Annotated in this window: 28 protein-coding genes; 16 read left to right on the forward strand and 12 right to left on the reverse strand. The window is 75.0% G+C overall.

The features are described 5' to 3' along the window. Window positions 1-31: 31 nt before the first annotated feature. Window positions 32-775, forward strand: coding sequence for an alpha/beta fold hydrolase (locus tag FHX36_RS02510; RefSeq protein WP_110551523.1), 744 nt, complete (start codon window positions 32-34; stop codon window positions 773-775). Between the two features lie 57 nt (window positions 776-832). Here the strand turns inward: FHX36_RS02510 and FHX36_RS02515 are convergent, their stop codons facing one another. The 4 genes from FHX36_RS02515 to FHX36_RS02530 are packed head-to-tail and all read right to left on the reverse strand — an operon-like array spanning window position 833 to window position 4,237. After that, complete coding sequence (locus tag FHX36_RS02515) at window positions 833-1,732, reverse strand: SDR family oxidoreductase (protein ID WP_110551522.1); 900 nt, start codon at window positions 1,730-1,732, stop codon at window positions 833-835. Next, complete coding sequence (locus FHX36_RS02520) at window positions 1,729-2,484, reverse strand: SDR family oxidoreductase (RefSeq protein WP_110551521.1); 756 nt, start codon at window positions 2,482-2,484, stop codon at window positions 1,729-1,731. The genes FHX36_RS02515 and FHX36_RS02520 overlap by 4 nt, the downstream gene beginning before the upstream one ends. A gap of 59 nt (window positions 2,485-2,543) precedes the next feature. Beyond that, window positions 2,544-3,386, reverse strand: a complete 843-nt coding sequence (locus FHX36_RS02525) for a helix-turn-helix domain-containing protein (RefSeq protein WP_246405697.1) — start codon at window positions 3,384-3,386, stop codon at window positions 2,544-2,546. Beyond that, the gene (locus tag FHX36_RS02530; RefSeq protein WP_110551519.1) at window positions 3,386-4,237 is read right to left on the reverse strand and encodes a helix-turn-helix domain-containing protein; all 852 of its coding nucleotides are present in this window, start codon (window positions 4,235-4,237) and stop codon (window positions 3,386-3,388) included. The genes FHX36_RS02525 and FHX36_RS02530 overlap by 1 nt, the downstream gene beginning before the upstream one ends. A gap of 136 nt (window positions 4,238-4,373) precedes the next feature. On the opposite strand from FHX36_RS02530, the gene FHX36_RS02535 reads away from it, so the two are divergent. Together FHX36_RS02535 and FHX36_RS02540 are read left to right on the forward strand one after the other, a co-directional pair. Continuing rightward, entirely contained in the window at window positions 4,374-5,057 is a 684-nt protein-coding gene (locus tag FHX36_RS02535) for an SDR family NAD(P)-dependent oxidoreductase (RefSeq protein WP_110551518.1), read from the forward strand. Continuing rightward, window positions 5,054-6,259, forward strand: a complete 1,206-nt coding sequence (locus FHX36_RS02540; protein ID WP_221202744.1) for an MFS transporter — start codon at window positions 5,054-5,056, stop codon at window positions 6,257-6,259. Before FHX36_RS02535 ends, FHX36_RS02540 begins: the two co-directional genes overlap by 4 nt. A gap of 42 nt (window positions 6,260-6,301) precedes the next feature. Here the strand turns inward: FHX36_RS02540 and FHX36_RS02545 are convergent, their stop codons facing one another. Genes FHX36_RS02545 through FHX36_RS02560 form a run of 4 tightly spaced genes read right to left on the reverse strand, consistent with a single transcriptional unit; the run spans window position 6,302 to window position 10,093 of the window. Further along, window positions 6,302-6,760 carry a MaoC family dehydratase gene (locus tag FHX36_RS02545; protein WP_110554405.1) on the reverse strand — a complete coding sequence of 153 codons (459 nt, stop codon included), beginning with the start codon at window positions 6,758-6,760 and terminating at the stop codon, window positions 6,302-6,304. After that, on the reverse strand, window positions 6,757-8,301 hold the full coding sequence (locus FHX36_RS02550; protein WP_183513465.1) for a long-chain-fatty-acid--CoA ligase: 1,545 nt from the start codon (window positions 8,299-8,301) through the stop codon (window positions 6,757-6,759). The genes FHX36_RS02545 and FHX36_RS02550 overlap by 4 nt, the downstream gene beginning before the upstream one ends. Beyond that, the gene (locus FHX36_RS02555) at window positions 8,298-9,161 is read right to left on the reverse strand and encodes an amidohydrolase family protein (protein ID WP_110554308.1); all 864 of its coding nucleotides are present in this window, start codon (window positions 9,159-9,161) and stop codon (window positions 8,298-8,300) included. The genes FHX36_RS02550 and FHX36_RS02555 overlap by 4 nt, the downstream gene beginning before the upstream one ends. Window positions 9,162-9,169: 8 nt before the next feature. Next, entirely contained in the window at window positions 9,170-10,093 is a 924-nt protein-coding gene (locus tag FHX36_RS02560) for an SDR family NAD(P)-dependent oxidoreductase (protein WP_110554307.1), read from the reverse strand. Window positions 10,094-10,171: 78 nt separating this feature from the next. Here FHX36_RS02560 and FHX36_RS02565 point away from each other — a divergent pair, with 78 nt between their 5' ends. Beyond that, window positions 10,172-10,600 (forward strand): MarR family winged helix-turn-helix transcriptional regulator, encoded by a 429-nt coding sequence (locus tag FHX36_RS02565; RefSeq protein WP_183513466.1) that lies wholly within the window; start codon window positions 10,172-10,174, stop codon window positions 10,598-10,600. 21 nt (window positions 10,601-10,621) lie between these two features. On the opposite strand, the gene FHX36_RS02570 is transcribed toward FHX36_RS02565, so the two are convergent. Then, window positions 10,622-11,491 carry a PaaX family transcriptional regulator C-terminal domain-containing protein gene (locus FHX36_RS02570; protein ID WP_183513467.1) on the reverse strand — a complete coding sequence of 290 codons (870 nt, stop codon included), beginning with the start codon at window positions 11,489-11,491 and terminating at the stop codon, window positions 10,622-10,624. A gap of 165 nt (window positions 11,492-11,656) precedes the next feature. Between FHX36_RS02570 and FHX36_RS02575 the strand changes: the two genes are divergently transcribed. From FHX36_RS02575 to FHX36_RS02600, 6 genes are all read left to right on the forward strand, one after another. Next, window positions 11,657-13,219: an ATP-binding cassette domain-containing protein gene (locus tag FHX36_RS02575; RefSeq protein ID WP_110551579.1), complete on the forward strand. Its 1,563-nt coding sequence runs from the start codon at window positions 11,657-11,659 to the stop codon at window positions 13,217-13,219. A 73-nt stretch (window positions 13,220-13,292) separates the two neighbouring features. Next, entirely contained in the window at window positions 13,293-14,186 is an 894-nt protein-coding gene (locus tag FHX36_RS02580) for a branched-chain amino acid ABC transporter permease (protein ID WP_110551580.1), read from the forward strand. After that, window positions 14,179-15,339 (forward strand): branched-chain amino acid ABC transporter permease, encoded by a 1,161-nt coding sequence (locus tag FHX36_RS02585; protein ID WP_110551581.1) that lies wholly within the window; start codon window positions 14,179-14,181, stop codon window positions 15,337-15,339. Before FHX36_RS02580 ends, FHX36_RS02585 begins: the two co-directional genes overlap by 8 nt. Continuing rightward, complete coding sequence (locus FHX36_RS02590; RefSeq protein ID WP_110551582.1) at window positions 15,336-16,604, forward strand: ABC transporter substrate-binding protein; 1,269 nt, start codon at window positions 15,336-15,338, stop codon at window positions 16,602-16,604. Before FHX36_RS02585 ends, FHX36_RS02590 begins: the two co-directional genes overlap by 4 nt. Before the next feature lie 3 nt (window positions 16,605-16,607). Then, a complete protein-coding gene (locus tag FHX36_RS02595; RefSeq protein WP_110551583.1) occupies window positions 16,608-18,170 on the forward strand; it encodes a class I adenylate-forming enzyme family protein in 1,563 nt (520 codons plus the stop codon). Continuing rightward, entirely contained in the window at window positions 18,167-18,943 is a 777-nt protein-coding gene (locus FHX36_RS02600; protein ID WP_110551584.1) for a TIGR03084 family metal-binding protein, read from the forward strand. The genes FHX36_RS02595 and FHX36_RS02600 overlap by 4 nt, the downstream gene beginning before the upstream one ends. Before the next feature lie 62 nt (window positions 18,944-19,005). On the opposite strand, the gene katG is transcribed toward FHX36_RS02600, so the two are convergent. Continuing rightward, the gene (gene katG, locus FHX36_RS02605; protein ID WP_110551585.1) at window positions 19,006-21,234 is read right to left on the reverse strand and encodes a catalase/peroxidase HPI; all 2,229 of its coding nucleotides are present in this window, start codon (window positions 21,232-21,234) and stop codon (window positions 19,006-19,008) included. After that, a complete protein-coding gene (locus FHX36_RS02610; RefSeq protein WP_110551586.1) occupies window positions 21,231-21,701 on the reverse strand; it encodes a Fur family transcriptional regulator in 471 nt (156 codons plus the stop codon). The genes katG and FHX36_RS02610 overlap by 4 nt, the downstream gene beginning before the upstream one ends. Window positions 21,702-21,818: 117 nt before the next feature. Between FHX36_RS02610 and FHX36_RS02615 the strand changes: the two genes are divergently transcribed. The 3 genes from FHX36_RS02615 to FHX36_RS02625 all read left to right on the forward strand — a co-directional run bounded on the left by FHX36_RS02615 (window position 21,819) and on the right by FHX36_RS02625 (window position 23,547). After that, window positions 21,819-22,412 carry a TetR family transcriptional regulator gene (locus tag FHX36_RS02615; protein WP_220035875.1) on the forward strand — a complete coding sequence of 198 codons (594 nt, stop codon included), beginning with the start codon at window positions 21,819-21,821 and terminating at the stop codon, window positions 22,410-22,412. A gap of 150 nt (window positions 22,413-22,562) precedes the next feature. Next, window positions 22,563-22,781: a hypothetical protein gene (locus FHX36_RS02620; protein WP_146251550.1), complete on the forward strand. Its 219-nt coding sequence runs from the start codon at window positions 22,563-22,565 to the stop codon at window positions 22,779-22,781. A gap of 127 nt (window positions 22,782-22,908) precedes the next feature. Then, window positions 22,909-23,547 carry a phosphoribosyltransferase family protein gene (locus FHX36_RS02625; protein ID WP_183513468.1) on the forward strand — a complete coding sequence of 213 codons (639 nt, stop codon included), beginning with the start codon at window positions 22,909-22,911 and terminating at the stop codon, window positions 23,545-23,547. 18 nt (window positions 23,548-23,565) lie between these two features. On the opposite strand, the gene FHX36_RS02630 is transcribed toward FHX36_RS02625, so the two are convergent. After that, window positions 23,566-24,192 (reverse strand): dihydrofolate reductase family protein, encoded by a 627-nt coding sequence (locus FHX36_RS02630; protein ID WP_110551588.1) that lies wholly within the window; start codon window positions 24,190-24,192, stop codon window positions 23,566-23,568. A 137-nt stretch (window positions 24,193-24,329) separates the two neighbouring features. On the opposite strand from FHX36_RS02630, the gene FHX36_RS02635 reads away from it, so the two are divergent. The 3 genes from FHX36_RS02635 to FHX36_RS02645 are packed head-to-tail and all read left to right on the forward strand — an operon-like array spanning window position 24,330 to window position 26,667. After that, the gene (locus tag FHX36_RS02635) at window positions 24,330-25,112 is read left to right on the forward strand and encodes an ABC transporter ATP-binding protein (protein WP_110551589.1); all 783 of its coding nucleotides are present in this window, start codon (window positions 24,330-24,332) and stop codon (window positions 25,110-25,112) included. Then, a complete protein-coding gene (locus FHX36_RS02640) occupies window positions 25,109-25,870 on the forward strand; it encodes an ABC transporter permease (protein WP_110551590.1) in 762 nt (253 codons plus the stop codon). The genes FHX36_RS02635 and FHX36_RS02640 overlap by 4 nt, the downstream gene beginning before the upstream one ends. Before the next feature lie 23 nt (window positions 25,871-25,893). Beyond that, window positions 25,894-26,667 (forward strand): MerR family transcriptional regulator, encoded by a 774-nt coding sequence (locus FHX36_RS02645; RefSeq protein WP_110551591.1) that lies wholly within the window; start codon window positions 25,894-25,896, stop codon window positions 26,665-26,667. The last annotated feature ends 7 nt before the right edge of the window (window positions 26,668-26,674 follow it).

Raw genomic sequence — 26,674 nt, forward strand, 5'->3', positions numbered from 1 at the left:
TCCACCGCCCGCGATCGAGAGGAACCCCCTGATGTCCCTCAGCACCGGAGCCCGCCCAGCAGACGCGACCACGCCGACCGTGGTGCTCGTCCACGGGGCCTTCGCCGAGTCGTCCAGCTGGAACGGGGTGATCGAGCGGTTGCAGCGCAGCGGCCTCCCGGTCGTGGCGGCGGCCAACCCGCTGCGCGGCCTGCGCTCCGACGCGGCGGACCTGCGCAGCGTCCTGGACCAGCTGACCGGCCCGCTCGTCGTGGTCGGGCACTCCTACGGGGGCTCGGTGGTGAGCGAGGCAGCCGACGGCCACCCCGGCGTCCGGGCGCTCGTCTACGTCGGGAGCTTCCTGCTCGCCGAGGGGGAGAGCACCGGCGAGCTGGCCGGGAGGTTCCCGGGCAACGAGCTGGGGTCCGCCCTGGTCCAGGTCCCGGTGCCCGGCAGCCCGCCGGTGACCGACCTCTACATCCAGCCGGACAGGTTCCGGCCGGTGTTCGCCGCCGACGTCCCGGCGGAGGTCACCGAGCTGATGGCCGTCACCCAGCGGCCCATCACCTCCGACGCGCTCGAGGAGAAGGCGACGCGGGCGGCCTGGCGGACGATCCCGTCGTGGACCCTGGTCACGCTCCAGGACCTCGCCGTCCCGGCCGCGGCGCAGCGCTTCATGGCCCAGCGCGCCGGCTCCACCGTGGTGGAGGTCGACGCCTCGCACGCGGTCGCGGTGTCCCGGCCCGACGTGGTCGCCGACCTGGTCCTCGAGGCCGTCCGCGCCACCGCCGGCTGAGCCGTGCGACCCCGGCCCGCCCCGTCGACGGACGACGGCGCGGGCCGGGGCCGGTGGTCAGTCCACCCGCGGGGTGAGCAGGTCCGGCAGACCGATGCGGTCGTAGAACTCCCGCCGGACCCGGTCGCCGACGCCGTAGACCTCCTCGGCGCCGTCGCCGGCCGGGTCGATGTGCACCCGGTAGGGCCGGCTGCCCCGGGGCGCGTCCACCGCGGCGACGATCTGCCGGGCCACCTCGGCCGGGTCGGCGTCGGGCGGGGACAGCTCCGCCAGCCGCGCCGACACCTGGTCCATGAGCCCCGCGTAGCGCTCCTCGTAGGCAGCCGCGACCGCCTCGTCGGCGGCGTGCCCGGCGTTGGCGAAGTGGTGGGTGCCGGTGGTGAACGACCCCGGGACGACGATCGTCGTCTCGATGCCGAACCGGGCGAGCTCGGCGGCGTAGCTGACCGCCAGCGAGTCCTCGGCCGCCTTCGCCGCGAAGTACGGCGCCAGGTAGGGCGGGGTGCCGCCGCGCGCGCTGGAGGACCCGACCCAGACCAGCAGGCCCCGCCCGCGGGCGCGCATCGAGGGCAGCACCGCCCGGTTGACCCGCTGGGTCGACAGCACGTTGACGTCGTAGGTGGCCGCCAGCTGCTCGGGGGTGAAGGCCTCGGTCGGGCCCAGCACCATGTGCCCGGCGTTGTGCACGACGACGTCCAGGTGGCCGTGCTCGGCGAGCACCTCGGCGACCCCGGCGTCCACCGACGCCTGGTCGGACACGTCGAGCTCCACCGCCCGCACGTCGGCGCCGTGCTCGGCGGCGAAGGCCGCCAGGTCGGCCACCGCCTGCGCGTTGCGGCCGGTGGTCGCGCGCATGCCGGCCCACACCGAGTGCCCGGCCTCGGCCAGGGCCCGCACGGTCATGGCGCCGAAGCCGCTGGAGGCCCCGGTGACCAGGACGCTCTGCCCGGCGGTCACCGGGCCACCCCGCCGTTGACCAGCAGCACCTGGCCGTTGACCCACCGGCCGGGACCGGCGAGGAAGGCGACGGTCTCGGCGATGTCGTCGGGCTGCCCGAGCCGCTCGAGCGGTGGGGCGGCGGCCAGCCGGTCGATGGTCTCCTGGTCCTTGCCGTCCAGGAACAGCGGCGTCGCCGTGGGCCCGGGGGCCACCGCGTTGACCGTCACGTCGCGGCCGCGCAGCTCCCTGGCCAGCACCATGGTGAGCGCGTCGACCGCGCCCTTGGTGGCGACGTAGGCGCCGTAGGTGGGCAGCGCCAGCGAGGTGACCGACGTCGAGAAGTTGACCAGCGCGCCGCCGGGCCGCAGCCGCCGCACGGCCTGCTGGTCGACGACGACGGTGCCGCGCACGTTGGTCCGGTGCATCCGGTCGAAGTCGGCCAGGTCGAGCTCCGCCAGCGGGGCCAGCAGCATGATGCCGGCGGTGTGCACGACGACGTCGACGCCGCCGTGCGCCTGCTCGACGCGGTCGAAGAGGGCGGCGACCTCGCCCTCGTCCGCGACGTCGGCCTGCTCGGCGGTGGCCTGCCCGCCGGCGGCGACGATGTCGGCCACGACCTGCTCCGCCCGGTCCGGCCGCCCGGCGTAGGCGACGACCACGGTCATGCCGTCCCGCGCCAGCCGCCGGGAGACAGCGGCGCCGATGCCGCCCGAGCCGCCGGTCACGACGGCGACCCGCGGGAGCCGTTCTGGGAGGGGTGTCTGCGTCATGCGGGGACGCTCGCGCGGCGCGGGCGGTGACCGCTTCCACCGCGTTGCTGCCCGACCGCCTACTTCTTGCGGTGCCCGCCCACGTCCGCCCGGTAGCGGGTGGGCGTGGTCTGCAGCTCCCGCCCGAACGCGGCGGTCAGGTGGCCGGGGCTGCTGAACCCGCAGGCGTAGGCGATGTCGGTGACCGACCGCGCCGTCGTCCGCAGCAGGTGCTGCGCCGCCTCCACCCGCAGCCGGGCCACGAACCGCATCGGCGTGCTGCCGGTCTCGGCCTTGAACACCCGGAGGAAGTGCCAGGGCGAGAGGTCGGCGACCGCGGCCAGCTCGGCGAGGGTCAGCGGCTCGGCCAGGTGCGCGGTGACGTAGGACCGGACCACCGCCGTTCGCCGGGTCTCCGGGCGCGGTGCCGGCAGCGGGGGCAGGGCGCCGTACCGGGTGAGCAGGTGCACGGCCAGGAACTGGGCGGCGGTCTCGGCGTACAGCTCCGGCGCGCCGCTGGCCCGGGCGCGCGCCAGGGCGGTCACGACGGCGACGGTGGTGTCGTCGGCGGCGTCCAACCGGTCCATCTCGGGGAGCGTCGTCCGGCCCCACAGCTGTGCGGCGACCTCGCCGATCGTGCGGCCGGGGATGCCCACCTGGACGGTGACCACCGGCTCGTCGGACGTCGCGCGCCACCGCAGCCGGGTGCCGCGCCCCGGGGCGGTCAGGCTCACCGTGCCCGGGCCGTGCTCGGCCCCCCGCCACTGCCCGGAGGAGCCGGACTCGATGCGCTTGTGGCCGCTCTCCAGGACCACCACCCGCTGGACGTCGGCCGGCGCGATCCGCAGCTCCTCGACCTCCGCCGGGTCGTGCACCCGGCGGACGGACAGCGACCGCCAGGGGCTGCTGTCCAGGTCCAGCATCACGGCCGGGAGCTCCGCGCGACGTCCGGTGCCGTGGCGGCGGCGGAGGCGAGGAGGGTCAGCTTCTCGGCGTCGCTGGAGCCGGCATCGGGGTGGTAGACGACCAGGTTCAGGTCGTCCGCGCCGTCGATGGCCAGCCGCTCGCGGTTGAGCGTCAGCTCCCCGACCTGCGGGTGGTCGAACAGGATCGGCGTCCCGCGCTGCCCGCGCACCTCGTGCCGCGCCCAGAGCTGGCGGAACCGGGCGCTCGCCAGGCACAGCTCGCCGGTGAGCTCGATGAACCGGGGGTCGTCGACGTCGGTGCCCACCGCCTGCCGCAGGTTCGCGACGTAGCACTCCGTGACGGCCTCCCACTGGACGTGCAGCGCCTGCACGGCCGGGTCCAGGAAGAGGTCGCGCAGCTGGTTGGTGCCGACGGCGAAGGTGGGGGAGAGCGCCGTGGCCAGCCGGTTGACGGCCAGCACGTCGAAGTAGCGGTCCTCGATGAAGGCCGGCTGGGCGAGGGAGTCCAGCAGCTTGAGCGCCCCCGGGGGCGGGGCCTGCCGGCGGGGCCGGCGCCTGCGCTGCCGCGGGACCTCGGCGACCAGCGACAGCAGGTGGGCGAAGTGCTCGTCGTCGAGCTGCAGCACCCGGGCGATGGACTCCAGCACCTGGACCGAGGGGTGGCGGTCGCGGCCGCGTTCCAGTCGCAGGTAGTAGTCGGCGCTGATGCCGGCGAGCATCGCGACCTCCTCGCGGCGCAGCCCCGGCACCCGCCGCACACCGACGTCGGGCACGCCCGCCTGCTGCGGGGTCACCAGCCCGCGGCGGGCCCGCAGGAAGGCCCCGAGCGCGTTCGTCGACTCACTCACCCGCCGAGCGTAGGACGCCGCGCGCCGGTCAGCGGGGGTCCTGCCACACCCCAGGCTGCGCAGGGCTCTGGGTGGACCGGGCCGCCGTTCCTAGCGTCGTCGACGGCTCAGCCGAGCCACCGACGAGAGAGAAGACATGACCGTCACACTGATCACCGGGGCCAACAAGGGCATCGGGTACGAGACCGCCCGGCAGCTCCTGGAGCGGGGGCACGAGGTCTACCTCGGCGCCCGGGACGTCGAGCGCGGGGAGAAGGCCGCCGCGGAGCTCGGGGCGCGCTCGGTCCAGCTCGACGTCACCGACGACGCGTCGGTGGGCCGCGCGCTGGCGACGATCGAGGCGGCCGAGGGCCGGCTGGACCTCCTGGTGCACAACGCGGGCGTGCTGGAGACCGGGCTGGACGGCCCCGCCGCGCTGCGCTCCTTCGACGTCAACGCGGTCGGGATCGTGCGGGTCACCGAGGCGGCGCTGCCGCTGCTGCGCAGGTCCGCCGCGCCGAGGGTGGTCACGATCTCCAGCAGCATGGGGTCGTTCTGGGCGGTCACCAACCCGGACCGGCCGGAGTCCGCCATGCCGCTCGCGCTGTACGCGGCGTCCAAGGCCGCCGCCACCATGCTCACGCTGCAGTACGCCAAGGCGCACCCGGGCATCACGTTCACCGCGCTCGAGCCGGGCACCACGGCCACCGACATGACCGCCGCCTTCGGGATCGGGCGGCCGGTGGCCGACAGTGCCCGGGTCGTCGTCCGGCTGGCCACCCAGGACCCGGCCGGTCCGTCGGGGACCCTGCAGGACGAGGCGGGCCTGCTCCCGTGGTGACCACCGGTGAACGGGTCGACGTCCCCGCTGCGCCGCCGCGGGGTGCGTCCTGGGCCGGCGTCGTCTCGCTGGGCCTGGGGGTCTTCGCCATCGTCATGTCGGAGTTCCTGCCGGCCAGCCTGCTGCCGCGGATCGCCGACGACCTGGGCGTGTCCGCCGGCACGGCCGGTCAGAGCGTCACGATGACGGCCCTCGCGGCGGCGGTCTCGGCGCTGTGCATCTCGGTGGTCCTGCCCCGCGCGGACCGGCGCCGGGTGATGATCGGGCTGACCGCGCTCGCGGTCGTCTCCGACGTCGTCGTCGCGCTGGCGCCGAACCTGGTGGTGCTGCTGGCCGCGCGGCTGCTGCTGGGCGTCGCCCTCGGCGGGTTCTGGGCCATGGCCACCGCGATGGCGGCACACCTGGTGCCCGCCGACCACCTGGGGCGCGCGCTGACCGTCATCAACGCCGGTGTCGCGCTGGCCACCGTCGCCGCCGTCCCGCTGGGGTCGTGGCTCGGCGAGGTGTGGGGGTGGCGCGGCGTCTTCGCCCTGGGCGCCGGCGTCGCGGTGCTGGCGCTGACCGTGCAGGCGGCGACCCTGCCGCGCGTCCCGCCCACCGCGGCGAGCGGGCTGCGGGCGCTGGGGTCGGTGTTGCGCTCCCGTGTCGTGCTGCTCGGCCTGCTCGCGCTGCTGTTGGTGTTCGGCGGGCACTTCAGCGGCTTCACCTACATCCGGCCGGCCGTGCAGGGCATGTCCGACGTCGGGGCCGCTGGGCTCGCCGCGCTGCTGCTCGTGTTCGGGATCGCGAGCTTCCTCGGCACGGCGGTGAGCGGGCCGCTGGCCGACCGGGCGCCGCGGGTGGGGGTCATCGGCTTCCCCGCCGTCCTCGGGGTCGGGATGCTGGCCCTGCTCGCCGGCGGCGGGTCGACCGTCGGCCTGTTCGGCGCGGCCGTGCTGTGGGGGTTCGGCTTCGGCGGTGTGCCGACGACGGTGCTGAGCTGGGGTGCCCGGACCGAGCCGGCCCGGCTGGAGCAGGTCGGCGGGCTGATCGTGACGGTCTGCAACGTCGCGATCGCCGTCGGGGCGATCGCCGGCGGGTTCCTGGTGGACGGCGTCGCCACCGGCGCGCCGCTGGTCGCCGGCGGCGTCGCCGCGATCGCCGGCGCCCTGGTGTTCAGCGGCCTCCGGGGCGGGGAGCGCGTCCCCGCCCCGGCGGGCTGAGCTGCCGGCGGGGCGCCCCTGGACCGCAGGGGCGCCCGCGGGTCAGCCGCCGTAGGTGCGGGTGACCCACTCGGCGATGCAGACGGGCTTGTCGCCGCCCTCCCGCTCCACGGTGACGGCCAGGGTGTTCTGCACGCCGCCGGCGACCTGCTCGACGTCCTTGAGGGTCACCCGGGCGCGGACCTTCGACCCGACCGGGACCGGGGCGGGGAACCGGACCTTGTTCAGGCCGTAGTTCACGCCCATGGTCGCGTCGGTGACCGTGTAGGTCTGCGAGACCAGCGGCACGATCAGCGACAGCGTCAGGTAGCCGTGCGCGATCGGGCCACCGAACGGGCTCTCCGCCTTGGCCCGCTCGACGTCGACGTGGATCCACTGGTGGTCACCGGTGGCCTCGGCGAACAGGTCCACCGCCTGCTGGGTCACCTCGTACCAGTCGCTGGTGCCCAGCTCCTGGCCCACGAGCTCGGGCAGCTCGGCGATGGTCGTGGTGGTGGTCATGCGTCCTCCTCGGTGGGCACGTAGGTGTGCCGCAGGTCGGGCTTGCGGATCTTGCCGGTGGCGGTCTTCGGCAGCTCGGTCACGTAGCGGACCTGCTTGGGGACCTTGAACCCGGCGAGGCGGGCGCGCAGCGTCGCGCGGAGCGCGTCGCCGTCCTGCGGGGCGCCGGGCGCCGGGACGACGATCGCCAGGCCGACCTCGCCCCAGTGCGGGTCGGGCACCCCGATCACCGCGACCTCCTGCACCTCGGGCAGCTCGAGCATCACGGACTCGACCTCGGCGGGGTACACGTTCTCCCCGCCCGAGATGATCATGTCCTTGTACCGGTCGCGGATGTAGAGGTAGCCGTCCTCGTCGGTCGAGCCGGCGTCCCCGGAGTGGTACCAGCCGTCGACGATCGCCGCCGCGGTGGCCTCCGGGGCGTTCCAGTAGCCAGCCATGATGTTCGGCCCGGAGAGCACGATCTCGCCGACCTCGCCGGGCAGGCACTCGGTGCCGTCGGGCCGCACCACCCGGACGTCGGTGAAGAACTGCGGCTTGCCCGCCGACCCGACGTGGCTGACCGCGTCGGCGCTGTCCAGGGCCGTGCCGGCCGGCGCCGACTCGGTCATCCCGTACGCCTGCTGGACGGTGACCCCGCGGTCGAGCCAGGTGCGCAGCAGCGGCAGGGGGAGCGGGGCCCCGGCCGCGCCGATCGTGCGCAGCGCCGACAGGTCCAGGGTGGTGAAGCCGGGCTGCCGGCTGAGCGCGTCCAGCATCGTCGGGACGGCGAAGAACGACGTCACCCGCTGCTCGGCGATGACCGCCAGGGTGGCCGGGGGGTCGAACCCGCGGACCAGCACCCCGCACCCGCCGCGCAGCAGGGTCGGGTTGAGCGTGCCGTTCAGCCCGCCGATGTGGAACAGCGGCGCCAGGGCGAGGGTGCGCTCGTCGGGGGTGAAGTCGAACCCGAGCACCTGGCTCATGCAGGCCCAGGTCATGTTGCCGTGGGTCAGCACCGCGCCCTTCGGACGGCCCGTGGTGCCCGAGGTGTACATGATCAGGCAGTGGTCGTCGAGGGTGACGGTCTCGTCGCGCTGCACCGGCTCGGCGGCGGCGAGCAGCTCCTCCCAGTCCAGGGAGCCGGCACCGCCGGCCAACGGCGGCTCGGCCGCGACCCACGCCCGGACGGCGGGCAGGGCGGCGCGCAGCACGTCGGCCGTCCCGCCGTGCTCCCGGCCGTGCACGACCAGCGAGGCGCCGGAGTGCTCGAGCACGTACTGCGCCTCCGGCGGGGTCAGCCGGGCGTTGACCGGCACCCAGGTCGCGCCCAGCTGACCGCAGGCGTAGAGCGTCTCCAGCCCGGCGGGGTGGTTGGCGCCCAGCCAGGCGACCCGGTCACCCCGCTGGACGCCGAGCCCGGCCAGCGCCGACGCGGCCCGCCGGACCCGCAGCGCGAACTCGCCGTGCGTCGTCGTGGCGCCCTCGAACCACAGCGCCGGCTTGTGCGGCGAGCTGCGCAGGTGCCGCTCGGGCCAGGAACCCAGACCGGCGTTCCTCACCGCAGCCCCAGGGCCCGGATCGCGTTCTCCTTCATGATCAGCGGCACGACCTCGGGCTTGACGTCCAGCTGCGCGAAGTCGGCGATCCAGCGCTCCGGACGCAGCAGCGGGTAGTCGGAGCCGAAGAGCACCTTGTGCTTGAGCAGCCCGTTCGCGGCCTTGACCAGCTGCGGCGGGAAGTACTTCGGCGACCAGCCGGACAGGTCGATGTAGGCGTTGGCCTTGTGCGTGGCCACCGAGATGGCGGCGTCCTGCCAGGGCACCGACGGGTGGGCCATGATGATCGTCAGCCCGGGGAAGTCGGCGGCGACGTCGTCGAGCAGCATCGGGTCGGAGTAGCGCAGCTTGATGCCCCGCCCGCCCGGCAGCCCGGCGCCGATCCCGGTCTGGCCGGTGTGGAAGAGCGCCGGCACGCCCAGGGACTGCAGCTCCTCGTACAGCGGGTAGACCGCCCGGTCGTTGGGCTCGAAGCCCTGCAGCGACGGGTGGAACTTGAACCCCCGTACGCCGTGGTGCTCCACCAGCTTGCGGGCCAGCCGGATGCCGGCCACCCCGCGGGCCGGGTCGACCGAGCCGAACGGGATGAGCACGTCGGGGTGCTCGGCCGCCAGGTCGGCGATCTCCTCGTTGGACAGCGGCGGCTGCCCGGTGGCCATCTCGGTGTCGACGGTGAAGACCACCGCGGCCATGTTGCGGGCGCGGTAGTCGGCGGCGATGTCGGGCACCGTCGGGTCGTAGGGGTCGCCCTTGAAGTACCTCGAGGCCGCCGCCGACAGCTCGTCGTCCAGCGCCATGTGGCCGTGGGTGTCGGCGTGCACGTGGGTGTGCACGTCGATGGCGACCAGCGCGTCGAGGTCCAGCTGCAGGGTCACTGCGCCGTCTCCTTCGCGGGCGGCTCCGGCAGCTGCTGGCCGACGGTCTGCAGCGAGCCGGCGAAGGCCTTCGGCCACACCTCGTCGATGGCGTCCGCGGACCAGCCGGCGCCGTCGGCGAACTCGACGACGACCTCGGTCGGGTGCGACCAGAGCGCGAGCCGGTCGCCGCCGATGCCGATGGCCTGGCCGGTGATCCCGGCGGCGGCGTCGGAGGCGAGGAAGGCGACCAGCCCCGCGGCGTCCTCCGGGGTGCCGAAGCCGAGCTCCTGCCGGGCGAAGGACGGCAGCGGCTCGCCCTTCTTCAGCATCTCGATGTAGGGCTGCACGAACGGCACGGTCTCGGTCATCGCCGTGGCCGCGACCGGGATGACCGCGTTCACGGTGATCTGCGCCCGGGCCAGCTCCATGGCCCAGGTGCGGACCATGCCGACGATGCCGGCCTTGGCCGCGGCGTAGTTGGTCTGGCCGAAGTTGCCGACCTGGCCGGTGGGGGAGCCGATGCAGATGACCCGCCCGCCCTCACCCTGCTCGCGCATCCGGACGGCCGCGGCGCGCGTGCAGGTGAAGGTGCCGCGCAGGTGGGTGGTGATCACGGCGTCGAACTGCTCGTCGGTCATCTTCCACAGCGTCGTGTCCCGCAGGATGCCGGCGTTGTTCACCAGCACGTCGAGGCGACCGAACTCGTCGACCGCCCGGCCGACCAGCGCCTGCGCGGCCTCGCTGGTACCGACGGGGACCACCTCGGCGACGGCGGTGCCGCCGGCCGCGGTGATCGCCGCGACGGCGGCCTCGGCGACCTCGGCCTCGACGTCGTTCACCACGACGGCGGCGCCCGCGCGGGCCAGTTCGGTGGCGTAGGCGAGGCCGAGGCCCCGTCCGGATCCGGTGACGACGGCGACCTTGCCGGTCAGGTCCACGGGTGCTCCTCATCGAGACGGGGGTGGTGCGGCGACGGTAGGTGCGTATCTTGGAGGTTGTCAACGATGGAGGTGACCATGGGACGCACGTTCGCCGACGACCTCGGCTTCCTGCTGTCGCGGGCCAGCGGGGTGGTCGTCCGGGCGACCAACGCGGCCCTGGCCGAGCACGGGCTGCGGGTGCGCCAGTACTCCGTGCTGGCCCTGGCCGAGGAGTCCCCGGAGGGGCTGTCGCAGCGCGAGCTCGGCACCGTGCTGGGGCTGGACCCCTCCCAGGTCGTGCTGCTCGTCGACGAGCTCGTCGCCGCCGGGCTGGTCGAGCGGCGGACGTCCCCGTCGGACCGGCGCACCCGGCTGGTGGTCGCCACCCCTGAGGGGCGGCGGGTGCGCGAGGCGGCCGGGCAGGCTGCCGACGCCGCCCTGGAGGGTCCGCTCGCGCTGCTCGGCGAGGCCGAGCGCGACCGGCTGAGGGACATGCTCACCCGGGTCTGGACCGCCGCGGGCTGACGGGGCCCCGCCGCCCGGAGGTCAGCGGGAGGTGGCCCGCCGGAGCGCTGCGGCAGCGGCCGGCTGGAGGGCCGCGGCCACCCGCGTGTAGAGGGCGGTGCTGGCCGCCGCCGGGTCGTCGGCGCCCAGCTGGCCGGCCGGCAGCCCGGGGTCGGTGCGCAGCAGCAGCAGCCAGTCCGCGCCCAGCAGGGTGCGCTGGGCCAGCGAGCCGGTGACCCGGGGCGGGGCGCTCCAGTCGGCGACGAACCGCAGGTGGGCGCGGCGCAGGGCGGCCACGTCCCAGGCGCGGCGCACCAGCCGGTCGACGTCGGTGCCCGGCAGCGGCCGGGCCGCGAAGGCGTCGGCGAGGTCGGCCGCCTCGGTCAGCTCGCCGGGGGCCAGCACCGCGCCGACGTCGACCGTGCCGGGGGCGATCCACAGCCCGTCGCGCAGCCCGCCGAACCCCGCCCAGGTCAGCCGGGAGCGGACCTTGTGCCGCAGGTCGCGCCGGCTCTCCGGGACCGAGTAGCTCAGCAGCGTCCACTCGCCGGGGGGATGGGCGAACGGCGCGGGCGAGCTCACCCGCTCGTCGGCCCGGCGGAGCACCCGCTCGGCCAGCGGGGTGAGCGTGTACTGGGCGGACCGGCCGACCTGCCCGCGGTCCAGCAGGCCCCGCTGGGTCATCCGCTTCAGCGTCGCCCGGGCCGCCGCCTCGGTGACGCCGAGGTCGGCCAGCACGTCCAGCAGCACGGCGGAGGGCACCGGTGGCAGCTCCTGGTCGAGCACCACCGACCCGAGGAGGCTCAGCAGCAGCGTCTGCGGCCGGTGCGCGGGCGCGGCGGCCGGTGTCGCGCCCTGGTCCGCGCCGAGGTCCGGCCACGGGTCGTCCGGTTCAGCTGCCAGCGCGCTCATGACCCTCCCCGGTCCTCGGCCGATTCCAGCACGAGCGGCCGGAGTCAGCCGGGACGTTAGACACAGTCTTGACGGACGTCGAGATGCTCTCTAGCTTTTCGGTGACTCCGACCACAGCGACCCGTTGTCGGAGCGGCCCCCTGGCGCAGCCCTGGAAGGACGTCGATGTCCGCACCGCTGTTGTCCGTCGAGCACCTCGACGTGGTCTACGACGGCACCATCACCGCGCTGTCCGACGTCTCGCTGACCGTCGACGAGGGCCAGGTGGTCGCCGTGCTCGGGTCCAACGGCGCGGGCAAGACCTCGCTGCTGCGCGCGGTGTCCCGGGCGCTGGACTCCTACGGCGGCGCCGTCACCGGCGGCACCGTCCGGTTCGGCGGCGAGGACCTGGCCGGCCTGGACACCGCGGCCGTCGTCCGGCGCGGGCTGGTGCAGGTGCCCGAGGGGCGGCGGGTCTTCCGCGACCTGACCGTCGAGGACAACCTGCGGGCCGGCGGCTACACCGTGCGCGACGGGAAGGCCCGGGCGGAGGCGCGCGACCGGGTCTTCGACCTGTTCCCCATCCTGGCGGAGCGGCGCGACCAGCCCGGCGGCCTGCTCTCCGGCGGCCAGCAGCAGATGCTGGCGATGGGCCGGGCGCTGATGGTCTCGCCGCGGCTGCTGCTGCTCGACGAGCCCTCGCTGGGGCTGGCACCGCTGCTGGTCGACCAGATCGGCGAGATCATCACCGAGATCAACCGGCAGGGCACCGCGGTGCTGCTGATCGAGCAGAACGCGGTGATGGGCCTGCGGGTCGCCGACGCGGCCTCCGTGCTCGAGGTCGGCCGGGTCACCGCCGCCGGCTCGGCCGCGGAGCTCTCGGCCAGCGACGAGGTGCAGGAGCGCTACCTCGGCGTCGCCGTCCCGGTGGTCGCCACCGAGCCGGTCGCCGCCGAGCCGGAGGTCCCGACGGCCGAGCCGCCGCGGCGGCTGCGGGTCGAGGGCCTGACCGTGCGCTTCGGTGGGATCACCGCGCTGTCCGACGTGAGCTTCACCGTCGAGCCGGGCACCGTGCACGCGCTGATCGGCCCCAACGGCGCCGGCAAGTCCACGCTGGTCAACGTCCTGGGCGGGGCCTACCGGGCCACCGAGGGCACCGTCCACTACGGCGACGAGGAGCTCACCGCCCTGCCGGCGCACCGGGTGGCCGGCCTCGGCGTGGCCCGCACCTTCCAGAACATCTCGCTGGCCCTGGAGGACACCGTCGAGGACAACCTGCTGGTCGGCCGGCACCGGCTGATGAAGGGCGGGGTGGTGGCCGGGGCCTGGCGCTCGCCGCGGGTGCGCCGCGAGGAGCGCGAGCACCGGGAGACCGTCGCCGGCATCGCCGAGCTGCTCGGGATCGCGCACCTGCTGCGCACGCCGGTGCACACGCTGGCCTACGGCGACCGCAAGCGGGTGGAGATGGGCCGGGCGCTCGCGGCCCGCCCGTCGCTGCTGCTGCTCGACGAGCCGGTCGCCGGGATGACGCACGGGGAGTCGCAGGCGATGGCCGAGACCATCCGGCAGGTCCGGCGCGACCTGGGGTTGTCGATCGTGCTGGTCGAGCACGACATGCCCTTCGTGATGGGGCTGGCCGAGCAGGTCACCGTCCTGGACTTCGGCAAGAAGATCGCCGAGGGCACGCCTGCCGAGGTGCAGCGCGATCCCGAGGTCGTCCGGGCCTACCTGGGAGCGGCAGCAGCGTGAGCGACCAGCGAGCGAGCATCGCAGCGAGGTCTGCGAGCGAGGAGCGGGACGAGCGCCGGAGCGGGGTCGCAGCGTGAGCTACTTCCTCGAGCAGGTCCTCAACGGGCTCTCCTTCGGCCTGGTGCTCAGCCTGATCGCCGCGGGCTTCGCCATCGTCTTCACCTCCACCGGCGTGCTGAACTTCGCGCACGGGTCGGTGGTGCTGCTGGGCGCCTACCTCGTCGCCGTGCTCCACCCGACCATCGGCTTCTGGCCCTCGCTGCTGGTCGCCATGGCCGGGGCGGCGCTGGTCGGGGTGCTGATCAACACCCTGCTGGTGCGCCACCTGGCCGACCAGAACGCCGGCACCGCGGCGATCCTGATGCTCGGCGTCGACATCGTCCTGCTGACCGAGCTCACCCGGCGGATCGGCAACCAGGTGCTCACCCTGGGCGCGCCGTGGGGTGCCTCGGTGGTGCGGGTGGGAGACGTGTCCCTGCCGACCGGCCGGGTGGTCGCCGCCGGCGTGACGGTCGTGGCCTTCGCCGCGCTCTGGTACCTCTTCTCCCGCACCGACCTCGGCGTGGGCATGCGCGCCGCCGCGGCCGACGGGCCGACCGCCTCGCTGATGGGCATCCGGCTGTCCCGCACCGCGGCCACCGGCTGGGCGCTCGCGGGGGTGCTGGCCGCCGTCGCCGGTGTCTTCCTCACCTCGTTCCCCGCCCCCGGGGTGGCCCCGACGGTCGCGCTCAGCGCCTTCGCCGCGATCCCGGCCTGGGTGCTCGGCGGCTTCGACTCGGTGCCCGGCGCCGTCGTGGGCGGCCTGGTCATCGGGCTCACCAGCGCGCTGGTCACCGGCTACGAGGGCGACCTCGAGCGGTTCGTCGGCACCGGCTTCGGCGAGATCGCCCCCTACGTCGTCATGATCATCGTCCTGCTCGTGCGGCCCTCGGGCCTGCTGGGCAGCAAGGAGGCCGTCCGTGTCTGAGCTGCCGCGCCGGGTCGCCGGCGCCGTGCTCGTGCTGGTCGCCCTCGCCCTGCCCCTGGTGCTGTCGGACTTCTGGCTGCAGACCGGCCTGTTCGTGATGGCCACCGCCATCGGTGCGGTCGGGCTCACCCTGCTGGTCGGCGTCGCCGGGCAGCTGTCGCTCGGGCACGCCGCCTTCGCCGCGATCGGCGCCTACGTCTACGCCTGGTCCTCCGGCGAGTCGACGACGACGGTCGACGGGGCCGGCCTGCCGCCGCTCGTCGGGCTGCTGCTCGCCGCGGTGGTCAGCGCGCTGGTCGGGGCCGCGTTCTCCCCGGTCGCCGGCCGGTTGCGCGGCATCTACCTGGGGCTGGCCACGCTGGGGCTGGTCTTCGTCGTCCGGCACCTGCTGGTCAACCTGGACCAGTGGACCGGCGGGTTCACCGGCCGCTCGGTCGAGCCCTTCGCCCTCGGCGGCTTCAGCTTCAGCAACTCCGACCCCGACTACCTCGCCGTGGGCGGCGTGGAGTTCGAGGGGCTGCACCGGCTCTGGTACCTGTTCCTCGTCCTCGCCGTGGCCGCCTGCTGGCTGGCCGGGAACCTGCGGTCGGGTCGCACCGGGCGGGCCTGGGCGAACGTCCGGGACTCCGAGACCGCCGCGGCGGCCATGGGGATCGGGGTGGCCCGGGCCAAGGCGTCGGTGTTCGTCGTCTCCTCGGCCTACGCCGGGCTGACCGGGGCGATGCTCGCGCTGGCCTACGGGCGGGTGGCCCCCGACGTCTTCAGCCTCACCGCGTCCGTCGACTTCCTGGTGATGATCGTGCTCGGCGGGCTGGGCTCGGTGGGTGGCGCGGTCGTGGGGGCGCTGTTCGTCACCGCCCTGCCGCTGGTGCTCGCCGAGTACAGCTCCGCGCTGCCGTTCCTGGCCGCGCCCGGGTCCGGCGGGCTGGACCCCTCGACGGCCTCCCGGCTGGTCTACGGGCTGGCGATCATCGCCGTCCTGCTGTTCCTCCGCGGCGGGCTGGCCGGTGCGGCCCGCCGGCTCCGGCAGCGCACCTCCCGCGGCTCCACCGCGCCCCCGGCGGGCCCCGCCCCGCGCGACCCCCTCAGCACCGATGACGTCGGCCGCCCGGCCGCGGTCACTCCATCACGGTCGAAGGAGACCACCCGATGAAGCACCTGCCCCGCGCCCGTGCCCTCTCGCTCGCGGCCGTCACCGCACTCGCGCTGGCCGCCTGCAGCACCACCGACCCCGACGACGCCGGTGGCTCCGACAGCGCGGGCTCGGGCGACGTGGAGACCGGCAACGGCGTCTCCGACAGCGAGATCCGGATCGGCATGCTCACCGACCTCTCCGGGCCGTTCGCCGCCGGCGCCGCGGTGCAGGTCACCGAGACGCAGGCCTACTGGGACCAGGTCAACGCCGACGGCGGGGTCTGCGAGCGCGACGTCGTCGTCGACGTGCAGGACCACGGCTACGACCCGCAGCGGGCGGTGACCCTCTACCGCAGCATGGCCCCCGACGTCATCGCGCTGCAGCAGGTCCTCGGCGGCCCGACCAGCGCCGCGGTGCTGCCGCTGGCCGAGCAGGACCAGGTCTACGTCGGGGGCGTCGGCTGGACGGGCTCGGCGCTCGCGTACGAGAACAACCAGCTGCCCGGCGCCTCCTACGCCATCGAGGGGGCCAACGCGATCGACTACCTGGTCGACGAGCTGGGCGTCGCCGAGGGCGCGAAGGTCGGCGTCGTCTACTTCGCCGGCGACTACGGCGCCGACGCGCTCGCCGGTGCCGAGCACGCCGCCGAGGAGCGCGGGCTGGAGATCGTCGCGCAGGAGATCACCTCGGCGACGACGGACCTCTCCTCCCAGGCGTCCGCGCTCGCCCAGGAGGGCGTGGCCGGCGTCGTGCTGGCCGCCGCCCCCACCCAGCTCGCCTCGCTGGCCGGCGTGCTCGCCTCGCAGGGCGCCGACGTCCCGCTGATCGGGATGAACCCGACCTTCAACCCCTCGCTGCTGACCACCCCGGCGGCCGACGCCCTGCTGGCGAACGCCTACTCGATCACCAGCGTCGCGCCGTACGCCTCGGACGCGGAGGGCGTGCAGACGGCCAACGAGCTGTACACCCAGGCCGACCCCGACGGTGCGATCGGCTGGGAGGTGCCGCTGGCCTACGTGCAGGCCGAGCTGCTCAAGCAGTCGCTGGACGGGGCCTGCGAGTCCGGTGACCTGACGCCCGAGGGCGTCGTCGCGGCGCTGCGCGAGAGCACGTCGGTGGACACCCGCGGGCTGCTCCCGGACGGCCTGGACTACTCGGAGGTCGGCCAGTCGCCGACCACCACCGTGTACCTGTCCAAGGTCGACGCGGACGCCCCGGCCGGGCTCGCCCTGCTGGAGGAGCTGAGCGGGCCCAGCGCGGAGTCCTTCCGCTACGGGGACTGACCGGTGGCCGCACTCGCCGTGAGCGAGCTGCGGGTACCGGCCACCGGCCCGGCGGACGGCGTCCTGGGTGACGTCCTCCGCCGGGCCGTCCGGCTCGCGCCCGACGCGGTCCTGCTCTCCACCCCGGAGACGGGCGAGCGCTGGACCGCCACCGAGCTGCTGGACGCCGCGGGGTCCGTGGCCGCCGGGCTGCTCGCCCGGCACGCGCCGGGCGCCCGGGTCGCGACCTGCCTGGGCAACGGGCCGGCGGCCGTGCTCCTGCAGCTGGGCACGGCGCTGGCGGGCATGACGCTGGTGCCGGTGAACCCGCGCTCGCGGCCCGCGGAGGTGGAGCACGCGCTCCGGCTGTCCGGCGCGGTCCTCGCGGTGGCCGCCGAGGAGGTCGCCGGCAACCCGGTGGCCGACCTCTGCGCCGCCGTCGAGGGGGTCGACGTCGTCCGGGTGGGCGTGGACTGGCGGGCGGCCGTGCCGTGGGCGACGCCGGGTGAGCTGCCGGCCGTGGACCCGCAGTCGCTGGCCCAGGTGCAGTTCACCTCCGGGACGACCGGCCGGGCCAAGGGCGTGCGGATCACCCACGCCGGGATGGTCGCGACCGGGACGGCGTTCGCCGAGCGGCTGGGCCCGACCACCGGCCGGGTCTGGTGCAACCCGATGCCGCTGTTCCACACCGCCGGCAACGTCCTCGGCGTGGTCGGGGCGCTGGCGTCGGGCGCCGAGCACGTCGTGCTGCCCTTCGCGCCGGGCCCGGTGCTCCGGGTCGTCGAGGAGCGGCAGGTGACGCTGCTGTCGGCCGCGCCCACCCTGCTGGACCTGCTCGCCGCCCACCCCGACCTGGCCCGCACCGACCTGTCGTCCCTGCGGGTGCTGTTCACCGGCGGCATGACCGTCACCCCGGCCTTCGTCGACCGGGTCGAGCAGGTCTTCGGTGCGCGGCTGTCGATCACGTTCGGCATGACCGAGACCTGCGGCGCCGTGCTGCAGACGTCGCCGGAGGACCCCGACCCGGTGCGCCGGGAGACCGTGGGGGCACCGCTGGCGGGCACCGACGTCCGGATCGCCGGCCCGGACGGCGCCGCCGTGGCACCGGGGACACCGGGGGAGCTGTGGGTCCGCGGCGAGCGGATCACCCGCGGCTACCTCGACGACCCGGTCGCGACCGCCGAGGCGATCGACGCCGACGGCTGGCTGCACACCGGCGACCTGGCCGAGATGGACGGCCGGGGCGCCTGCCGGGTGGTCGGCCGGCTCAAGGACATGATCAAGACCGGCGGGGAGAACGTCTCGCCGGTCGAGGTCGAGGAGGTGCTGGTGGCCCACCCCGACATCGCCCGGGCCGCCGTCGTCGGCGTCCCCGACCCGCGGTGGGGCGAGCTGGTGGTGGCCTTCGTCGTCCCGGCCGGTGACCGGGACCCGAGCCCGGACGAGCTGACCCGGCACTGCCGCGACCGGCTCTCCCCGTTCAAGGTGCCCCGCCACTGGCGGGTGGTCGACGAGCTGCCGATGACCGCCTCGGCCAAGGTGCAGCGCGCGGAGCTGCGCCGGATCGCCGCGGCGGACGCCGGATGAGGGCGGCGCTGCTGGCCGACCTGGCGGCCGAGGGTTCGGCGCTCGAGGAGCTGCTCGTGCCGCTCGACGCCGCGGGCTGGGCGCGGCCCACCCCGGCGGCGGGCTGGTCGGTCGCCGCCCAGGTGGCGCACCTGGCCTGGACCGACGACGTGGCCCTGCTCGCCGTGACCGACCCCGCGGCCTTCGCCGCTCGCGCAGCCGTTGACCCGGCGGGGGGCGGGGACCGCGGCGCGTCGACGGGCGCCGGCTTCGCGCCGGAGGTGCTGCTGGCCCGGTGGCGCGCCGGCCGGCAGCGGCTGCTCGATGCGCTGGCCGCCGCGCCCGAGGGCGCCCGGCTGCCCTGGTTCGGCCCGCCGATGAGCGTGGCGTCGATGGCGACCGCCCGGCTGATGGAGACCTGGGCGCACGGGGTCGACGTCCGCGATGCGCTCGGCCGGGCCGTCGAGGGGTCCCGACGGCTGGACCACGTCGCCCACCTCGGCGTCCGCACCCGGGCCTTCGCGTTCGGCGCCCACGGGCTGCCCGCCCCCGAGCAGCCGATCCGCGTCGAGCTCACCCGGGCCGACGGGTCGCGGTGGGCCGACGGTCCCGAGGACGCCGGGCAGCGCGTGACCGGGCCGCTGCTCGACTTCTGCCTGCGGGTGGTCCAACGCCGCCCGCGCGCGGCCCTGCAGCTGGTCGCCGTGGGCCCGGACGCCGACCGGTGGCTGGACGTCGCCCAGGCGTTCGCCGGGGAGCCCGGCGCCGGCAGCGAGGGCCCGCGCCGGTCCTGACCAGCGCCGGACGTGCGGAAGCCCCGGCCCGCAGCGCGGACCGGGGCATCCAGACGAGGTGCCTACCGCAGGTCGAAGCGGTCGAGCTCCATGACCTTCACCCAGGCAGCGGCGAAGTCCCGCACGAACTTCTCCTGGGCGTCGTCGGCGGAGTACACCTCGACGATGCCCCGCAGGATGGAGTTCGAGTTGAACACCAGGTCGGCCGCGGTGGCCGTGCGCACGACGGTGCCGTCGGCGTCCAGCCCCTCGTAGACGTCCTCGGCCTCGGCCGAGGTGCGCCAGGAGATGCCCAGGTCGAGCAGGTTGCGGAAGAAGTCCTGCGACAGCACGCCGGGCCGGTCGGTGAAGACGCCGTGCGTCACGCCGCCGGTGGTGGCGCCGAGCACGCGGAGCCCGCCGAGCAGGACCGTCATCTCCTTCGGGGTCAGCTCGAGCATGTAGGCGCGGTCGACCAGCAGCGTCTCCGGCGCGAGCTTGGCGCCCGGCTGGAGGTAGTTGCGGAAGCCGTCGGCCCGCGGCTCGAGCCAGCGGAAGTTGTCGACGTCGGTCTGCTCCTGTGAGGCGTCGGTGCGGCCCGGGGAGAAGGGCACGGTGACCTGCACACCGGCGTCGGCCGCGGCCTTCTCCACGGCGGCGGTGCCGCCGAGCACGATCAGGTCGGCGAGCGAGACCCGCTTGCCGGTCTGCTGCTCGAACTCGCCCTTCACCCGCTCGAGCACCGGCAGGACGTCGCGCACACCCTCGTTGGCCGCCCAGCTGATCTGCGGCTCCAGCCGGAGGCGGGCGCCGTTCGCCCCGCCGCGCTTGTCGGTGCCGCGGAACGACGCGGCGGCCGACCAGGCGGTGTGCACCAGCTGCGGGACGGTGAGGCCGGAGGCCAGCAGGCGCTGCTTGAGGTCGGCGACCTCGGCCTCGCCCACCAGCTCGTGGTCGACCGCCGGCACCGGGTCCTGCCAGATCAGCTCCTCGGCCGGCACGTCCGGGCCGAGGTAGCGGGTCCTCGGCCCCATGTCGCGGTGCAGCAGCTTGAACCAGGCGCGGGCGTACTGGTCGGCGAAGTACTCGGGGTCGTTGTAGAACCGCTCGGAGATCTCCCGGAAGCCGGGGTCGGCCATCAGCGCGAGGTCGGTCGTCGCCATCATCGGCGGGTTCTTCTTGCCCTCGATGTGCGCGTCGGGCACCAGCTCCTGCGCCTCGGCGTCCTTCGGCTTCCACTGCTTCGCGCCGGCCGGGCTCTCGGTGAGCTCCCAGTCGTAGCTGAACAGCATCTCGAAGTAGGTGTTGTCCCAGGTGGTCGGCGTCGGGGTCCAGGCGCCCTCGAGACCGCTGGTGATGGTGTCGGCGCCCTTGCCGGTGCCGTGCTGGTTGGTCCAGCCCAGGCCGTTGCCGTGCACCGGGCAGCCCTCCGGCTCCGGGCCGACGAGCTCGGGGTTCCCGGCGCCGTGCGTCTTGCCGAACGTGTGCCCGCCGGCAATCAGCGCGACGGTCTCCTCGTCGGTCATCCCCATCCGGCTGAAGGTGACCCGGATGTCGTGGGCCGAGGCGAGCGGGTCGGGCCGGCCCTGCGGGCCCTCCGGGTTGACGTAGATCAGGCCCATGGTGACCGCCGCGAGGTGGCCCTCGTCGAGGTCGAGCGGGTCGTCGCCGCCGTAGCGCTCGTCGCCGAGCCAGGTGTCCTCCGGACCCCAGAAGACCTCGTGCGGCTCCCAGACGTCCTCTCGGCCGAAGGCGAACCCGAAGGTCTTCAGGCCCATGTCGTCGTGCGCCACGTTGCCGGCCAGCACCAGCAGGTCGGCCCAGGAGAGCTTGCGGCCGTACTTCTGCTTGATCGGCAGCAGCAGGCGGCGCGCCTTGTCCAGGTTGGCGTTGTCCGGCCAGCTGTTCAGCGGGGCGAAGCGCTGCTCGCCGGCGCCGCCGCCACCGCGGCCGTCGGCGATGCGGTACGTGCCGGCGGCGTGCCAGGACATCCGGATGAAGAGCGGGCCGTAGTGACCCCAGTCGGCCGGCCACCAGTCCTGCGAGGTGCGCATGACCTGGACGACGTCGCGCTTGAGCGCCTCGACGTCCAGCGTCGCGAACTCGGCCCGGTAGTCGGAGTCACCGAGCGGGTCGGAGTCCTTCGACGGCTTGTTCAGCACGCCCAGGTCGACCTGGTTCGGCCACCAGTCGCGGTTGCTGCGCGGGCGCTGGTCGGTGTGCGCCTTCGGCGCGGGGATCGCCGGGTTCTCGCTCTCGCTGGTGCTCTCCGTCGGGGTCTTGTCGTAGACGGTCTCGTCGGTCTGGCTCACGGAGTACCTCTCTCTGGTGCGGCGTCGGGCTCGTGCGGGGTCGCCGGGGCCGCTGCGCAGGACCGGCACCGGCCCCAGTAGACGACCTCGGCGTGGTCGACGAGGAAGCCCCCGTCGACCGGGGGAGCGAGGCAGGAGGTCTCCCGGACGGCGCCGTCGACGTCGCTGACGGCACCGCAGGAGCGGCAGACCAGGTGGTGGTGGTCGTCGCCGACCCGCGCCTCGTACAGCGCGACGGAGCCCTGCGGCTGGATGCGCCGCACCAGACCCCGGTCGGTGAGCACGCGCAGCACGTCGTACACGGCCTGGTGCGAGACCGCGCCGAGCTGGGCCCGGGCGGCACCGATCAGCGCCTCGGTGTCGGCGTGCGGGTGCGCGTGGACGGCGTCCAGCACCGCCAGGCGGGGACGGGTGACCCGCAGACCCGCCGTGCGCAGGACCCGCTCGAGGTCAGCGGCGTCCGGCACGGGCCCATCGTCACGGCTTCCCTTGACCCGGTCAAGATCCGGCCGCGACGTGCCCGGCCGGGTGCGCCACCAGGCACACTGGGTCGCCCGACCGGTGCCGAGGCGGAGGGGGTCCGGGTGGCGAGCGAGCTGGACGACCGCGGCGTCGCAGGCGTCCGCGAGCGCAAGCGGGCGCACAGCCGCGCTGCCACGGTCGACGCCGCGCTGGCGCTGTTCGCCACCCGCGGCTACGACGAGGTCACCGTCGCCGACATCTGCGAGGCGGCCCAGATCGCGCCGCGGACGTTCTTCCGCTACTTCCCCAGCCGGGAGGACGTCCTCGCCGAGCCGGCCCGGCAGATGGCCGCCCGGCTGACCGCGGCGATCAGCACCGCTCCCGAGCAGCTGGGGGACGCCGGGACGCTCGACCACGCACTGCGCTCGGTGGGCGGCTACGTGGTCGACCACCGCGACCGGCTGGCCCTCTTCCTGCGCGTGGCCGCCGAGTCCGCCGCCTCCCGGCCGAGCCCGTTCCTGCACCTCGCCGACCGCGAGCGCGACGTGGCCGAGCGGCTGCTGGCCCGGCGCGGGGCCCTGCCGCCGGCGGACTGGCGGACCCGGCTGGTCGTCGCCCGCGGGGTGGCCACCTTCCGGGTGTGGCTGGACGACGTGATCGCCCGCGACGTGCCCGACCCGCTGGGCCACCTGGACGAGCTGCTCGCCACCCGCTGACCCGGCGGGGTCGGCCAGGCCGGCCGTCACCCCCGCGAGCAGCTCGGGGACGGCGTCATCGGCGCCGACTTCCCAACCGCCGGAGCACGTCGCACACTGCGCGGTGTGCCGCAGGTCACCGGCGACCTGCGCGGCTGGACGGAGGTCCCCGTGTCCGAGACGACCGCCACGTTCCTGGACATCGTCGGTCCCCTGCGGGCCGAGTTCGCCATCGACCCGGTGACCGGCGATCTGGTGGGCCGCCGTCCGCGGCTGCTGGTGCGGCTGCTCCGCGGGCTCGCCGTGCTCGGCTGCGTGCAGGGGCACGCCCTGGTCACCCCGGCGGTGCTGGGCACCGACGCGGCCGAGGGCCGCTCTCCGGAGGCGTGACCCGCTCGACGGGCGGTGCCCACCGCCGCGAGCCGCGGGCAGCCTGAAGCGGTGCCGGCCAGGCCGTGTCGCGCGGCCGTGGCGGTGGCCCTGGACAGCCGGGCCGCGGGCGCCGAGGGTCGTGGCCGTGCGGTGGTTCCGCGACCGGGCCGACGCCGGCCGGCAGCTGGCCGGGCGGCTGGCCCACCTGCGCGGTGCGCACCCCGTGGTGCTCGGTCTCCCGCGCGGCGGGGTCCCGGTCGCCGCCGAGGTGGCCGCCGCGCTGGGCGCCCCGCTGGACGTGGTCGTCGTCCGCAAGCTCGGGGTGCCGGCCCGGCCCGAGGTGGCGATGGGGGCCGTCGGCGAGGGGGGCGTGCTGGTGGCCGACGACGAGGTGCGCGCCCTGGCCGGTGTCGGCGCGGCGGAGTTCGCCGACGTCGCGCAGCGCGAGCGCCGGGAGCTGGAGCGGCGGGCCTCCCTCCTCCGCCGCGCCCGGCCCCGGGTGCCTCTGCCCGGCCGGACCGCGCTGGTGGTCGACGACGGGATCGCCACCGGCGCGACGGCACGGGCCGCCTGCCAGGTCGTCCGCGCGCAGGGGGCCGCCCGCGTGGTGCTCGCGGTCCCGGTGTGCGCGCCCCGGGCCGCCGGACGCCTGCGCGCGGAGGTGGACGAGCTCGTCGTCGTGGCGACGCCGGGCGACTTCTCCGCCGTCGGCCGGGCCTACGTCGACTTCGCGCCGGTGACCGAGCAGCAGGTCGTCGACCTGCTGGCCCGGGGCCCGGCGTAGGCCCCGGACCGGCGTCCGTCAGGCGCGATCGGTCATGTCCCCGGTCGCGGGCGTGCCCGGGACCAGGCCGTAGCGCAGGTACACCGTGCCCGACGGGCCGGCCGCGGGTGGCTCGAGGAGGGTGGTGTTCGTCGGCACCGCGCCGCCGGCGAAGACCTTCTTCCCGACACCGAGCACGACCGGGTGGAGCCACAGGTCGAGCCGGTCGAAGAGCTTCTCGCGCAGCAGCGTCTGCACCAGGTCCAGGCTGCCGACCACCGCCACGTGCTCGTGCCGGTCGCGCACCTCGCGCACCGAGGCGGCCAGGTCCGGGCCGAGCTGGGTGGAGCCGGCCCACGACAGGTCGGGCGTCCCGCGGGAGGCCACGTACTTGGGGACGCGGTTGAACAGCGTGGCGATCTCGTCGTCCTCGCCGCCCTGCTGGTGCGGCCAGAAGGCCGCGAAGATGTCGTAGGTCCGCCGGCCGAGCAGCAGCGCGTCGGTGCCCTGGTACGCCGCGGAGACCTGCGCCCCGGCGACCTCGTCCAGCAGCGGGGCCTGCCAGCCGCCGAACGGGAACCCGCCCTCCGGGTCCTCCTCGGGTCCGCCGGGCGCCTGCCCGACGAGGTCGAGGGTCGCGAACAGCTCGATGTGGATGAGGCCCATGCCGCGCTCCCTGCGGTCGGTCGTCCCGGTCGAGGTGTGGACCGCTGCCCGCCGGCGAACTCATCGCTGCCCCGGCGGGAGGTGCTCGGCAGGTCGGGCTTGACCTTGACGCAGCGTCAGGGCTCGACGCTGTCGCCATGACACCGACACCAGCCATCGAGATCGCCGGGCTGACCAAGTCCTACGGCGACCACGCGGTGCTCCGGGGGGTCGACCTCACCGTCGCCCCGGGCACCGTGCACGCCCTGCTGGGCTCCAACGGCGCGGGCAAGACCACCGTGGTGAAGATCCTGGCCACGCTGCTCCGGGCCGACGGCGGGACCGCCGCCGTCCACGGGCACGACGTCGCCACCCGGGCCGCGCAGGTGCGCGCGTCGATCAGCCTCACCGGGCAGTTCGCCGCTGTCGACGAGGTGCTGACCGGGCGGGAGAACCTCGAGCTCATCGCCGAGCTGCGGCACCTCGCGCGGCCCCGCCGGGTCGCCGACGACCTGCTCGACCGGTTCGACCTCACCGCGGCCGCCGGGCGCCCGGCGGCGACGTACTCCGGCGGGATGCGCCGTCGCCTGGACATCGCGATGAGCCTGATCGGCGACCCGCCGGTGCTCTTCCTCGACGAGCCGACGACCGGGCTGGACCCGCAGTCGCGGATCGAGGTCTGGACGACGGTCCGGGAGCTCGCCGGCCGGGGCACCACGGTGCTGCTCACCACCCAGTACCTCGACGAGGCCGAGCAGCTGGCCGACCGGATCTCGGTCCTGCACGGAGGACGGGTCATCGCCGACGGCACGCTGGCCGAGCTCCGAAAGCTCCTCCCGCCGGCGCGCGTCGAGTACGTCGAGAAGCAGCCCAGCCTGGAGGACGTCTTCCTCGCGATCGTCGGCCACGGCACCCCCACCGAGCAGGAGACCGACCGATGACCAGCACCGTCGTCCGCGACACCGTCACCCTGACCAAGCGGTCGCTGCGCCACGTGCTGCGCAGCCCGGACACGATCATCACGACCGCCGTCACCCCGATCGCCATGCTGCTGCTGTTCGTCTACGTCTTCGGCAGCGCCATCGACGTCGGCGGCGGCCGGTACGTCGACTACCTGCTGCCCGGGATCCTGCTGGTCACCGTCGCCTCGGGGATCGCGTACACCGCCTTCCGGCTGTTCACCGACGTCTCGGGCGGGCTCTTCGAGCGGTTCCAGTCGATGCCGATCGCCCGGTCGGCGGTGCTCTGGGGGCACGTGCTGACCTCGTTGGTGGCGAACCTGGTCTCGCTCGTGCTCGTCGTCCTCGTCGCCGTCGCGATGGGCTTCCGCTCCGGTGCCGGCCCGCTCGCCTGGCTCGCGGTGCTGGGGGTGCTGGCGCTGTTCACCCTGGCGCTGACCTGGCTGGCCGTCGTCCCCGGGCTGACCGCCACCTCGCTGGACGGGGTGAGCGGCTTCTCCTACCCGCTGGTCTTCCTGCCCTTCATCAGCTCCGCGTTCGTACCGACCGCCGGCATGCCGGGACCGGTGCGCTGGTTCGCCGAGCACCAGCCCGTGACGTCGATCGTCGCCACGCTCCGCAGCCTCTTCGCCGAGCAGCCGGTCGGCGACGACGGCTGGACGGCCCTGGCCTGGTGCCTCGGCCTGCTGGTGGTGGCCTACGCGCTCGCGATGCGCACCTACCGGCGGAAGATCAGCTGACCGAGGAGAGGGGACCCAGCTCGATGCTCACCATCAGCCAGCTCGCGTCGTACGCCGGCGTGACCGTGCGCGCGGTCCGGCACTACCACGCCACGGGGCTGCTGCCCGAGCCCGAGCGCGACCGCTCCGGCTACCGGCGCTACGACGCCGCGGCCGTCGTGGAGCTGATCCGGATCCGCACGCTGGCCGAGGCCGGCGTCCCGCTGTCCCGGGTGCAGGAGCTGCTGGCGGCCGACGAGGAGGAGTTCGCGGCGGCGGTCGAGGACGTCGACCGCCGGCTGCGGGCCGAGATCCGCGACCGCCAGCGGCACCGGGCGCGGATCGCCCGGCTGGTGGCCGGCGACAGCCTGGCGCTGCCGCCGCCGGCGGCGGCCTACGTCGACCGGATGCGCGAGCTCGGCTTCCCCGAGCGGCTGGTCGAGATCGAGCGGGACAGCTGGATCCTGATGGCCGCGCAGATGCCCGACCAGGTGCCGGCGATGATGGCGGTCAAGCACGCGCAGCTGGAGGACGAGGACCTGCGCCGGCTGTACCTGGACGTCGGGGAGCTCGCCGACTGCACGGCCGACGACCCGCGGCTGCCGGCGCTCGCCGACCGGGTGGTCGCCTTCCTCGAGGCCGCCGCCGCCCAGTCCGCGGGGGTCGAGCACCCCGAGCCGGTCGGCGACGACGTGATCGCGCTGCTCGACGCGCTGTTCCTGGCGTTCTTCCCGTGCGCGCCACGCCTGCTCCAGCTCCTGGAGGAGCGCGGCTTCACCGGGTGGACGAACATCCGGCGGCTGGACCCGGCGACCTGACCGGGCC

It is taken from the genome of Modestobacter versicolor, assembly GCF_014195485.1.
Classification (GTDB): Bacteria; Actinomycetota; Actinomycetes; order Mycobacteriales; family Geodermatophilaceae; genus Modestobacter; species Modestobacter versicolor.

Bases quoted from the DNA above. Each gene is read 5' to 3' on its own strand.
- FHX36_RS02545 (WP_110554405.1), bottom strand. From the start codon at position 6,760: ATGACCACCACCACGACCATCGCCGAGCTGCCCGAGCTCGTGGGCCAG.
- FHX36_RS02565 (WP_183513466.1), top strand. From the start codon at position 10,172: ATGGGACGCACGTTCGCCGACGACCTCGGCTTCCTGCTGTCGCGGGCC.
- FHX36_RS02525 (WP_246405697.1), bottom strand. From the start codon at position 3,386: ATGCTGGACCTGGACAGCAGCCCCTGGCGGTCGCTGTCCGTCCGCCGG.
- FHX36_RS02535 (WP_110551518.1), top strand. From the start codon at position 4,374: ATGACCGTCACACTGATCACCGGGGCCAACAAGGGCATCGGGTACGAG.
- FHX36_RS02635 (WP_110551589.1), top strand. From the start codon at position 24,330: ATGACACCGACACCAGCCATCGAGATCGCCGGGCTGACCAAGTCCTAC.
- FHX36_RS02575 (WP_110551579.1), top strand. From the start codon at position 11,657: ATGTCCGCACCGCTGTTGTCCGTCGAGCACCTCGACGTGGTCTACGAC.
- FHX36_RS02510 (WP_110551523.1), top strand. From the start codon at position 32: ATGTCCCTCAGCACCGGAGCCCGCCCAGCAGACGCGACCACGCCGACC.
- FHX36_RS02600 (WP_110551584.1), top strand. From the start codon at position 18,167: ATGAGGGCGGCGCTGCTGGCCGACCTGGCGGCCGAGGGTTCGGCGCTC.
- FHX36_RS02630 (WP_110551588.1), bottom strand. From the start codon at position 24,192: ATGGGCCTCATCCACATCGAGCTGTTCGCGACCCTCGACCTCGTCGGG.
- FHX36_RS02520 (WP_110551521.1), bottom strand. From the start codon at position 2,484: ATGACGCAGACACCCCTCCCAGAACGGCTCCCGCGGGTCGCCGTCGTG.
- FHX36_RS02570 (WP_183513467.1), bottom strand. From the start codon at position 11,491: ATGAGCGCGCTGGCAGCTGAACCGGACGACCCGTGGCCGGACCTCGGC.
- FHX36_RS02640 (WP_110551590.1), top strand. From the start codon at position 25,109: ATGACCAGCACCGTCGTCCGCGACACCGTCACCCTGACCAAGCGGTCG.
- FHX36_RS02645 (WP_110551591.1), top strand. From the start codon at position 25,894: ATGCTCACCATCAGCCAGCTCGCGTCGTACGCCGGCGTGACCGTGCGC.
- FHX36_RS02590 (WP_110551582.1), top strand. From the start codon at position 15,336: ATGAAGCACCTGCCCCGCGCCCGTGCCCTCTCGCTCGCGGCCGTCACC.